The organism is Sphingobacterium sp. KH_072, from assembly GCF_057837975.1.
Map to the genome: position 1 here is coordinate 3,404,618 of NZ_CM174457.1, position 11,921 is coordinate 3,416,538.

Consider the following 11,921-nt stretch of genomic DNA (forward strand, 5'->3'; position numbering starts at 1 on the left):
AGTGTTCATTTTCGAACAATCCTTGTTCACTACTGAACAACAGCCAGATTGTCCATCTTCGCACAATAAGTGTACGATATCGAACATGAACTGCACTACACATCGATATAACAACCATAAAATCAAATGATTACGATTTTGGCACATCATTGTATATAGGTAGGTGACGATCAATACGTCAACATTATATTATACATTAAATATTTGCTGTACCAATGGACAGAGCAATTGAGAAAAAAAAGTGGGGAACTAAACGCATATTGACCATCGTCGGTGTACTGGCTTTGGTCGGATTAATTGGCGCGAGCTATTACTATACCAGCGGCAATAGTCGCTTAAATGTAGACAGCGAGCGTATTAGCATTTTCGAGGTCAAAGAAGGAACATTTCAGGAGTTTATCCCGATCAATGGAACGGTACTGCCGATCAGCAGTATTTATCTAGATGCTTCTGTAGGCGGTCGCGTGGAGGAGAAATATGTAGAAGATGGTGCACACCTCAAAAAAGGTGATCCGATTATGCGCCTATCCAATACAGACTTAGAACTGAGTTTGGTAAATCAAGAAACACAGGTACTCAACTTGTTGACGCAGGCACAAATCGCACAGACGAACGCACAACAGGTGACAATCTCTAACCGGAATCAAATGGCCGATGTGGAATTGGCCGTCAAAGAAGCGGAGCGCCTATACACGCTCAACAAGAAATTGTACGATGATAAAGCGATTGGTTCGCAAGAGTATCAAAAGTCTCTGAACGATTATAATTATCAGAAGCAACGCATTGAACTTACCAGGCAAATCCTGAAGCAAGATGAGGTATCCAACAACCAGAAAGCTGGGCAGGATCGTAAGACCTACGAACGTACGCAAAGTGCGCTGGAATTGATGCGGCAAAAGGTCGGTGATTTGATCGTTCGCTCTCCGGTGGATGGACAGTTGACGTCCTTTGATGCGGAAATCGGACAAAATAAAAATTCGGGCGAACGACTGGGGCAATTGGATGTGCTCTCCGGCTTTAAAGTACGGGCAGATATTGACGAGCATTATATTAACCGGATTTTTCCGGGTTTGGAAGGTCAATTCACCATCAGTGGCAAACCCTACAAATTGGAAATCAAAAAAGTCTATACGCAAGTAAAAGATGGCCGTTTTCAAGTCGATATGGAATTTGTTGATGAAGTACCATCCGGCATTCGCCGTGGACAAACGTTGCAAACACGCTTAGCACTGAGTGATGAAACCAAAGGTATTTTATTAGCCAAAGGCGGTTTCTACCAACAAACGGGTGGAAACTGGATCTTTAAGCTCGATAAAGATGGACAAACGGCTTATCGCATGGATATTCAATTAGGTCGTCAAAATCCAGAATACTATGAAGTAATTGGTGGCTTGAAGCCGGGCGACAAAGTTGTGGTATCCAGCTACGAAACCTATGATAAAGTACAGGAACTGAACATCAAGAAATAATGATTAACCACAGCTAGCCATGATCAAAATCTTTATCAAATCCGCATTTAGGAATCTTTGGAAAACGAAGGGGTACAGTTTCCTGAATATCTTCGGTCTGGCTGTAGGTATTACCGCGGCGGCGCTTATCTTCCTATGGGTAGAAGACGAGGTGACTAAAAACGATCACTTCGCCAACAAAAAGGATATCTACGTCGTTAAATCCATACAAAAGTATGATGGTGTTACCAATATCTTCGAATCTACTCCCGGCCCCTTTGCCCAAGCAATAGCCGATGACATTTCCGGCATAAAACATGCCGCCAGAATGGATTGGAGTCATTCCTTCTTATTTTCAGTGGGTGAAAAATCCATTTACCAGCGTGGTTATCATGCTGATCCAGCCATACTAGACATTCTTTCGGTAGAATTTCTAGAAGGAGATCGCCGTTCTGCCCTATCGGAATTGAACAATATTGTCCTAAATGAATCATCCGCCAAACGTCTTTTCGGAGAGGAAACCGCAGTCGGGAAAACCGTACGCATAAACAATGATGAAAGCTATACCGTAACCGGTGTGGTCAAAGAATTTCCGAAGAATAGTAGCTTCCGCTTTGATTGGTTAATTAATTTAAAAAAATACGAATTAGCCAATCCTTGGTTGGAAAACTGGGGCGCAAATGGTCTGATGACCTTAGTGCAATTGGATCCTACCGCAAATTTAGCAACGGTGAATGCGACCCTATTAGACTTTGCTAAGGTAAAAACCAATGGAGAAACTTCTTACTATCAGAATTTTCTGTATCCGATGACTCGATGGAATATGTACAACGTATTTGGTAATGACGGCCACGAACAAGAGGGTGCGCTAAAGCATATTCGTTTGTTTAGCATCATCGCTTGGGTTGTTTTGCTAATCGCCTGTATCAACTTCATGAACTTGGCCACCGCCCGATCAGAAAAACGCGCCAAAGAAGTCGGTATGCGCAAAGTAGTCGGCGCAAAACGGTATACGCTGATCCTACAGTTTTTGAGTGAAGCATTAATTAGTGCATTTTTTGCTGTTTTCTTGGCGATTGGACTTATTTATTTGGCCATTGGGCCTTTTAACAGCCTACTGAAAAAAGAGTTGACCGTCTCATTATTCGAACCTCTTCACTTATATTTCCTAGTAGGTATTATGTTGATTTGCGGACTACTGGCAGGAAGCTACCCGGCCTTTTACCTTTCCTCTTTCAACCCGTTAAAAACCTTAAAAGGAGCAAAACAAAAAGCGGGAACGGCTGGATTCATCCGCCGCGGATTGGTAGTCTTACAATATACCGCATCCGTATTACTGGTGATCTGCACCGTTATTATCTACCAACAAATCCAACATACCAAAGATCGCGATATGGGATTTGAGCGCAGCCAGGTGATCAACACTTCCCTTCAAGGAAATATGGCTAAGCATCTGGATGTAATTAAAGATCAACTTAAGGCAACGGGCAATATAGAGTCTGTCGGAGTGAGTGACAACAATCTTATGGATATAGGATCCAATGCCAGCGGATTTGATTGGGAAGGCAAGAATCCAAACAGTAATATTCTGATTAATATTTTGAATGCCGACGACGGCTTTATCCCCAGCTTGAGCATGAAGCTACACGATGGCCGCAATTTCAAACCGAACTTCACGGGTGATAGCACCGCAGTGATTATCAACGAAACATTCGCTAGGTTGATCAAAGCGGATGGCATGGTGGCTGGTCAGACCTTGCACTGGAACAATGAGCCGCGCATCATTATCGGCGTCGTTAACGATTTTGTGTTCAACAGTGTTTTTTCTATCAGTCCTGAGCCACTCATCATTGGCCCTATCGACTATTCTTACGGAGTTCTTAATATCAAAACAAAGGCTGGGGCTGATTTGCCAGAGACGCTTTCTCAGATCGAGCACATTATCAAGGCAAATAATCCAGAATATCCCTTCGAGTACCGCTTTTTAGATGAAACATTCAACAGCAAATTCACTTCGGTAATGCTTGTCCAACACTTAGCGACTGTTTTTGCGGTGCTTTCCATTATCATTTCCTGCCTGGGCTTGTTTGGATTGGCATCTTACTCCGCAGAGCAACGCGCAAAGGAGATTAGTATCCGCAAAGTATTGGGCGCATCTGTCGGCCGCTTGGTGAGCATGTTGAACAAGGAATTTATCCTGCTGGTCAGCCTTTCCTGTCTGATCGCCTTCCCGCTCGGATGGTGGTTTATGCACGATTGGTTAGGCACCTATAAATATCGCATCGACATCAGCTGGACGGTATTTGTATTAGCCGCTTGCCTCGCAATTCTTATCGCTATATTGACAGTAAGTTCACACGCGCTACGCGCGGCCTCCGCCAATCCAGCAAAAACATTGAAAGAGCAATAATATTAAAACATACACTTCAAACAAGAAAATAAGCAGAGTACATATGATCAAAATAACTAACCTCCAGAAATTTTACCGTACCGAAGAGGTAGAAACGGTAGCCTTGAATGACCTGAACATCCACGTACAAGAAGGCGAATTTGTCGCCGTCATGGGGCCTTCGGGATGTGGAAAATCGACTTTATTAAATATTATCGGACTCCTAGATGATTTGGATGAAGGTAGCTATGTGTTTAATAGCGTTGAAGTGGCCAAGTTCAACGAGCGCAAACGTTCTGACTTGCGTAAACACAACATTGGCTTTGTGTTTCAGAGCTTCAACCTGATTGATGAATTGACAGTCTTCGAAAACGTAGAATTACCATTGATCTACACCAATGTACCAGCTGCAGAACGCAAGAAACGTGTCGAAGAAGTATTAGAAAAAGTGCAGATCATGCATCGTCGTAATCACTTTCCACAGCAGCTTTCTGGTGGTCAGCAACAGCGTGTCGCAGTAGCACGTGCCGTAGTCAATAATCCGAAACTGATCTTAGCCGATGAGCCGACAGGTAACTTGGATTCTTCGAACGGTAACGAGGTGATGAACCTGTTGACAGAACTCAATGAAGCGGGTACCACTATTGTAATGGTGACGCACAGCGAGCACGATGCTAAATTCTCCGACCGTGTGATCCGCATGCTGGATGGACAAGTAATTATGGAAACCACCACCGTTTAATTTTAATCACCATGACCCAAACTTATTTTAGAACTGCCTGGCGAGCCATTCGAAAGAATCAAGGCTTTACCATCCTAAATATTTTTGGGTTGGCGATGGGGATTACCTGTTTCATGTTGCTGTGCGCTTATATTGTGCATGAGTGGAATTACGATCGATTTTACCCAAACATCGATCGGTTAGCTTGGGTATCTTACGGCTATAAGGGCGATTCAGAAAATGAATACCAATATATTCCCACTACACCAACAGCCGTTGCTCCCACTTTAAAAAATGAATTTGCGGAGGTGGAAGAAGCTGTTCGTTTGGCCGAATATTCTGGTGAAGCAGTGGTAAAAACGAGTACACAGACAGTGGTGGAGACACAGTTACTATATGCTGATGAAGGATTTTTCCGCGTGTTGCAGTATCCTTTTACGCAGGGCGCACTGCAGACCGAGTTGCTCTCTCAGCCTTATCAGATTGTACTGACCGAAGATCTAGCGAAAAAATACTTCCGCGATCAATCCGCTTTAGGACAAACACTGGTTATTGATAATCAACCCTGGAAAGTGACGGGTGTTGTAGAGAATCCACCAACGAATACCCGCTTTTCCTTTCATGCTGTCATGTCAAACAAACACCTCAAGCGGTATCAAGAGCAGGTATGGCATTCGGCAAATGATGTGACACTATTGCTATTAAAAAATCCCGACAGCTTCGCCCCTTTACAAGCACATGTTACGTCTTTTATCGACAAGCGGTTCAAGAGTTCTTCCGAGAAGGCAGCACAAGTAAAAGTGACTATCGAAAAGCTAGCCGATATCCATTTATTTTCAAAAGCAGGCCGCGGCAACTTAATGTACATCTATATCTTCGCTGCCTTGGCAGCAGCGATTATTGTACTGGCCAGCGTGAACTTTACGAATCTCATCTTAGCACGCTCATCCGAACGCGCTAAAGAAGTAGGCGTCAAAAAGGTGTTGGGCGCAGCGCGTTATTCCATTTTCTCTCAATTTCTATTGGAATGTGCGCTGATGATTGGGATAGCGACCATATTAGGCGTGGTTTGCACATGGCTTTTGCTTCCTGCATTTAGCCAGTATATCGGTGTCGAGATGCAGTTGCATCTGTGGAGCGAACCGCTATTTTATCTTGCGATTCTTGTATTTACGGTGTTGATGTCGCTATTAGGCGGTGGCTGGCCGGCTTGGCTAATTTCTAGACTGCGCCCACTGCGAATACTAAAAGGGAAAGGTGCAACTACGAGCGAAGGTTTTGGTTCTGGCAAAGCCTTAATCGTCCTTCAATTTTGTATTTCCTTGCTCTTTATTACCTGTACTTTATTTGCTACCCGGCAACTACAATTTCTACAAGAAACCGATACGGGCCTCAATCGTGAGCAGGTAGTCGTATTAAATGGCAGTGTGTTGAAAGATGCGGATCGTACTACGTTGAAAAATAATTTACTACGTCTAAATGCCGTGAAAGGCGTAACCGCATCCTATGACTCACCCGTGTCAGTGCAGGGTGATTACACGGCATCTGATATAGAAGGCAAAGGCAGTGATTTAGAAATAAGCGTAACGGCCATTCCGGTGGAGAAAGACTTTTTAACCGTATTTGAGATTCCTATTATAGCCGGAGAAACCCTAACAGAAGCTGATATTCTGCGTGCGCGTGACACGAGTGCTGCACAAGAATACAGCTTTATTATCAATGAGCTCGCAGCCAACGCGATGGGCTTTTCACCAGATGAAGCCATCGGCAAACGTATGAATCTAAATGGTCGCATCGGACGGATCAAGACGGTCGTTGATAATTTCAACTTTGCCTCTCTGAAAGAGGAAGTGCAACCGATCGTGATCTTTCCGGAATACGACTACTTTGGGAATATCTTCGTCAAAATAGATCGGCACGCCAATATGGCCAGTACGTTAGCCGCTATAGGAACTACCTGGAAAGCAATTAAGCCAGATATCCCTTTCGAGTCCCGTTTCTTGGACGACGATTATGCAAAGCTGTACACGCACGAGCGCCAAACGGCTAAGATCATGGGCTTGTTTTCAGCCATTACCATCAGCATTGCCTGTTTAGGGCTATTTGCCCTGTCGGCTTATGCCGCACAACGGCGGATTAAAGAAATCGGCATCCGAAAAGTATTAGGAGCCTCCGTCGGAAGAATAGTAGCATTGCTCACCCTCGATTTTGTGACTTTAGTGATTATTGCCCTCTGTATCTCTGTTCCGATAACCTGGTGGATCATGCATCGTTGGTTGCAGGAATTTACCTATCACATTAACATAGAATGGTGGGTTTTTCTAATCGCGGGGATCGTTACTATAGGCATTGCTTTCATCACGGTCAGCTTTCAGGCTATCCGAGCCGCACTAGCCAACCCAGTCGATAGCCTACGCGATGAGTAATAAGAGGACACATGCGGACTAGAACGACTATTATTTAAATTGACCAATTATGACTATTGAAAATATCAAAACCGCTTGGCGGAGATTGAAAAACAACAAATTCTACACAGCAGTAAATGTGCTCGGACTGGCAGTTAGTTTAGCCACATCCATATTGATTATCTTATGGGTTCAGGATGAACAAAGCTTTGATAAATTTCATGCCGATCATGAGCGGATTTATAAAATCAGTTCACACCTCCAAACCAGCGAATCTACTGCCGTATGGAATGGGGCTCCCGGTCCGATTGCTGTATTAGCAAGAGACATTCCTGCGGTAGAATCAGCAACAAGAATAGCGTACAATTCGGACGCCACCCTTGTAGACAAAACGACGAAAAAACAAACCGATGGGATCAACATCGCTTACGTAGATGATTCCTTCTTCTCTATTTTCAATTTCCCTTTAGTACAAGGAGTCGAATCTACCTTTTTTCAGGATAAACAACATGTACTTATCACGCCTAAAACGGCTATCGCGGTCTTTGGTGATGAAAATGTACTCGGTAAAACGCTATACTGGCAAGACGAAGCATTTACCGTAACCGGGCTGATCGATAAAGCCCCGCAAAATTCTAGCATTACTTTCGACGCGTTGATTCCCTTATCCTACTACGCCGCCAAATTCACGGAGCGCGGTGGAAATATGCATTGGAAAACCATTGACGAGGATTTGGGCAACTATGCATTCAATACCTATCTAAAGACGCAACCCAACAGTAACCCAAAGGAGATCGGTACACAAATATCCAACGGCTTCAAAAAACTACGAAATGAAGAATCCTCCACTTTCTTTTCGGTTGATCACCTGCCATATCTCCACCTAGTCAGTGCCGACGGCAACAAATCAGCGTTACGCCTGGTGCAGGTCTTTAGCATCATTTGCGTGCTTTTACTTGCTATTGGCGCCGTTAACTATATCAATCTTTCTACCGCCCGATCGCTGGAAAGAGCCAAAGCAGTGGGCATCAGAAAAGTGATCGGAGCTAGTCGATCTCATCTCTTTTTAAGCTTTGCCACCGAAACATTGATCATCTTTTCGATGGCACTTCTTTTAGCGATCGTATCAGTCTGGGTTTTGGTACCAGGCTATAACGCTATCTCTGGAAAATCGTTAGCGTTTTCACTCAGCAACGTCACTGTATGGGCATATCTGGGTACAGCCATCGTAGCTACATTGCTATTGGCGAGTATTTATCCGGCATTACAGCTTACATCTATCAATGTCTTACAATCACTAAAAGGACAATTGACGAAACACGGTTCTTCTGCTATCCTTCGAAAAGGATTGGTGGTGTTCCAGTTTACTATATCCGTAACGCTGATTATTGCCACACTCGTGATCAAACAACAATTGAATTATATCCGCGACAAAAATCTGGGCTATAACCAAGAGCAGCTATTCACCGTCAATCTGGATTGGGATGCCGTGCAGCATTACGACGCCATCAGGGCAGAATTAGAGCGTTCGCCTGCCATCGAAAATACGGCGCTTACGGGCATCTACAACTTGGCAGATCACGGTGAGGCCACCGGAGACCTAGAATGGCCGGGCAAAAATAAGAATCAATCTATCATTGTAACACAAGCAAGCATAGATAAAAACTTTATCCCTTTATTGAATTTAGAAATGCTGGAAGGCAATAACTTCACTGGTTTACCGAGCGATTCTTCTGCATTAATTATCAACGAAGCCTTAGCGTTACAAATTGGACTTAAATCTCCTTACGTGGGTCAACCGCTTAATTTTCACGGTATGGATGGAACGATCGTCGGTGTGGTAAAAGATTTTCATTATAAATCGCTAAAAGAAAAAATCGGCCCAATGGTGATGTGGACGCATTGGTATCGAGGCTCTCTATATGTGAAAGCGAAACCCAACATGGCGCAGCAAGCCATCGCGGCTGTCGAAGCCCAATACAAGAAATACCCTACAGAATTTTCATTTAAATACAATTTCCTCGATAGCCAATTTGATGAGCTATACAAAGCCGACAACCGGACCGGCTTATTATTTAACATCTTTTCGGGGATTGCCATTTTCATATCGGTATTGGGGCTTTTTGCTTTGACCACCTACGCAGCACAAATCCGAATCAAAGAGATTGGTATTCGTAAGGTGCTTGGCGCAGACGTTTTAGGAATTGTCCATTTGCTAAGCAAGGATTTCATTCTGCTCGTATTGATAGCTATTGTGATTGCTTGTCCGGTTGCTTGGTATTTGATGGACGAATGGTTGAGCAGCTTCTCTTACCGCACATCGATTAACATTTCCCTATTTATCAGTGGCGGTGTAATCGCCGTCTTACTGGCGTATGTCACAATTGGAGTTCGCGCTATGCAAGCCGCACTAGCCAATCCGGTAAAAAGTTTGAGAGATGAATAAACACATTAAATGCATCATCTAATGATACACAGCCATGATTAAGAACGACATTAAAATAGCTTGGAGAAACCTGCGTAGTCAGCGACTTTTCTCGATCATTAAAATCGGAGGATTTGCCTTTGGTATCGCGGTGTCTTTGCTCATTGCACTCTTTGTACAGCACGAGCTAAGCTATGACAAGTTCTACCCGGAAGCAGATCAGATATTCCGGTTGGTGGGAGTGGCCAAACAAGACAACACCATTCGCAAGGGTATTTCTCTGCCCGCTCCTACTGGCCCCACTTTTGAGGCAGAATTTCCAGCAATTGAGGCAACGGGGCGAATGCTATCTAATCCTCTTTTTGGAGCAGGAAGTAATCAGTTATCGACCAATGATAACCCCGAAAATTTCTCTGATAACGGTTTTACGTATGTAGACCAATCGTTGCTGGATATGTTGCCGTTAGCTACAGAAGCTGGCTCGCTGGCGCATGCGCTTGATCAACCTAACAGCATCGTGATCACCAAAAGCAAAGCTGAAAAATACTTCAAAGGAGATGCGGTCGGGAAAATCATTTATCTCAATAATAACAAGGATAAGCCCTATAAAGTTAATGCAGTCATTGAAGACATCCCCAGTAACTCTCATCTCGAAGGTTACCATTTTTTCATGACGCTTTCTGGTATTGATTTTTACCCTGGCGAGCAGCAAAACTGGGTCGCGAGCAACTATGCGACCTATATTAAAGTTAAAAAAGGGACAAATACCGACTTGCTCGCCCAACAGTTGACGAAATCCTACATCAACGATCACTACATACCCGCCGTTGTACAAGCGGGCATGCAGGTAAACCCCATACTAAATTCTGCAAAACTGGTTTTACAGCCGCTTAAAGCAATACACCTATATTCTACTGACATCCAAGATTACAAAGTCGAAACCCAAAAAAGAGGAGACATCAACGTCGTGTGGATCTTTGGCGGCATCGCAGGCTTTATCTTGCTCATTGCCGCTATTAACTTTATCAATTTGTCGACCGCCAATGCAAGTAGTCGTGCGAAAGAAGTGGGCGTACGAAAAACCATAGGCTCCAGCAAAAAGATCTTGATCAATCAGTTTATTACCGAATCCTTGCTTTATAGTATCATTTCGGTATTGCTGGGCATTGCCATCAGTTTCGTGCTGCTGCCTTTGTTCAATAATCTAGCCGACAAAACCTTGTGCATACCGTGGAATACCTGGTATTTTCTACCAGCGATGTTGCTTGCAGCAATAGTTTTAGGATTTCTTTCTGGAATCTATCCGGCTTTTTATCTATCAAGCTTCAAGCCGATCGCCGTGCTCAAAGGAAAAGTATCGTCTAGCAATGGGAATTCTACCTTCCGAAATGGATTGGTCATCTTTCAGTTTGCGACTTCGATCATCTTAATTATTGGTACGCTCATTATCAACCAACAGTTAGATTTTATTCTAAACAAAGATGTCGGCTTCAATAAAGATCAAGTCCTAGTGCTACACGGAACGACCACCTTAGACAATCAGGCGAAGATTTTTAAAGACGAGCTGAATAACATTCCGTCTGTACAGAGCGTGTCCATCAGTGATTATATTCCTGTGAATATCAACGGTTCGAAACGCAATGGCAATAGCTTTACACTAGAAGGCAAGCAGCAAGAGGAAGCGGGAAAAGGTGGTCAATTTTGGATAGTGGATAAAGATTACATTAGCACCTTTGGGCTTAATTTGGTTGCCGGTAGAAATTTCGACATGGATATTGCCTCGGATTCTGCCGCCGTGATCGTGAATCAACGAATGGTGCAGGAACTCGGCATAGAAAATCCTATTGGCGCTCGCATAACCAACGGCAACAGTTATACAATCATTGGTGTGGTAGAAGATTTTATCTTTGGCTCACTACGCGAAGAAGGCTTAGACCCACTCTGTTTGGCTATTGGCGGCAGTAACTCCCTGATATCGGTCAAGATCAAAGCTACGGATGCAGCGCAGACGATAAAGAGCATCAGCACGATATGGGACAAGTTTTCTCCTCAACAACGGATTCAATACAGCTTCTTAGATGAAGGCTTTGCCTCGCTGTACCAAGATGTGCAACGCACGCAACAAATATTCACGGCTTTTGCCATTATTACCATCTTTATCGCCTGTTTAGGCCTTTTTGGTTTGGTCGCTTACACCACAGCGCAGCGCACCAAGGAAATTGGCGTACGTAAGGTATTAGGTGCCAGTATAGCGCAAATCATTCAATTGTTATCGTTTGGCTTCTTAAAATTGATTTTGCTTTCCGTGCTTGTTGCTTCGCCGATCGCGTGGTGGGCCATGCACACTTGGCTGCAAGATTTCAATTACCGCATTGAAGTACAATGGTGGGTATTTGCCCTGACAGGCGGACTCAGTCTTTTGATCGCCATGGGAACGATTTGTTACCATGCCATACGAACGGCTCGTATGAATCCCGTCAAAAGCCTACGAGACGAATAAAAAGAATCCAAGTACAGCATTAACCTTATAAAA

At 43.9% G+C, this 11,921-nt stretch carries 6 protein-coding genes; all 6 read left to right on the forward strand.

Annotation, left to right across the window (positions count from 1 at the left end):
• Positions 1-215: 215 nt before the first annotated feature.
• The 6 genes from AC3IRT_RS15200 to AC3IRT_RS15225 are packed head-to-tail and all read left to right on the forward strand — an operon-like array spanning position 216 to position 11,888.
• On the forward strand, positions 216-1,469 hold the full coding sequence (locus tag AC3IRT_RS15200; protein WP_489394055.1) for an efflux RND transporter periplasmic adaptor subunit: 1,254 nt from the start codon (positions 216-218) through the stop codon (positions 1,467-1,469).
• Between the two features lie 19 nt (positions 1,470-1,488).
• A complete protein-coding gene (locus tag AC3IRT_RS15205; RefSeq protein WP_489394056.1) occupies positions 1,489-3,858 on the forward strand; it encodes an ABC transporter permease in 2,370 nt (789 codons plus the stop codon).
• 43 nt (positions 3,859-3,901) lie between these two features.
• A complete protein-coding gene (locus AC3IRT_RS15210; RefSeq protein ID WP_249992251.1) occupies positions 3,902-4,579 on the forward strand; it encodes an ABC transporter ATP-binding protein in 678 nt (225 codons plus the stop codon).
• 11 nt (positions 4,580-4,590) lie between these two features.
• Positions 4,591-6,984, forward strand: a complete 2,394-nt coding sequence (locus AC3IRT_RS15215; RefSeq protein WP_489394057.1) for an ABC transporter permease — start codon at positions 4,591-4,593, stop codon at positions 6,982-6,984.
• Between the two features lie 49 nt (positions 6,985-7,033).
• Positions 7,034-9,409, forward strand: coding sequence for an ABC transporter permease (locus AC3IRT_RS15220; RefSeq protein ID WP_489394058.1), 2,376 nt, complete (start codon positions 7,034-7,036; stop codon positions 9,407-9,409).
• Positions 9,410-9,443: 34 nt separating this feature from the next.
• Positions 9,444-11,888, forward strand: coding sequence for an FtsX-like permease family protein (locus tag AC3IRT_RS15225; RefSeq protein WP_489394059.1), 2,445 nt, complete (start codon positions 9,444-9,446; stop codon positions 11,886-11,888).
• Positions 11,889-11,921: the final 33 nt, after the last annotated feature.

Excerpts from the sequence above, each read along its gene's own strand:
- AC3IRT_RS15200 (WP_489394055.1), top strand. The coding sequence starts at position 216 with ATGGACAGAGCAATTGAGAAAAAAAAGTGGGGAACTAAACGCATATTG.
- AC3IRT_RS15205 (WP_489394056.1), top strand. The coding sequence starts at position 1,489 with ATGATCAAAATCTTTATCAAATCCGCATTTAGGAATCTTTGGAAAACG.
- AC3IRT_RS15210 (WP_249992251.1), top strand. The coding sequence starts at position 3,902 with ATGATCAAAATAACTAACCTCCAGAAATTTTACCGTACCGAAGAGGTA.
- AC3IRT_RS15215 (WP_489394057.1), top strand. The coding sequence starts at position 4,591 with ATGACCCAAACTTATTTTAGAACTGCCTGGCGAGCCATTCGAAAGAAT.
- AC3IRT_RS15220 (WP_489394058.1), top strand. The coding sequence starts at position 7,034 with ATGACTATTGAAAATATCAAAACCGCTTGGCGGAGATTGAAAAACAAC.
- AC3IRT_RS15225 (WP_489394059.1), top strand. The coding sequence starts at position 9,444 with ATGATTAAGAACGACATTAAAATAGCTTGGAGAAACCTGCGTAGTCAG.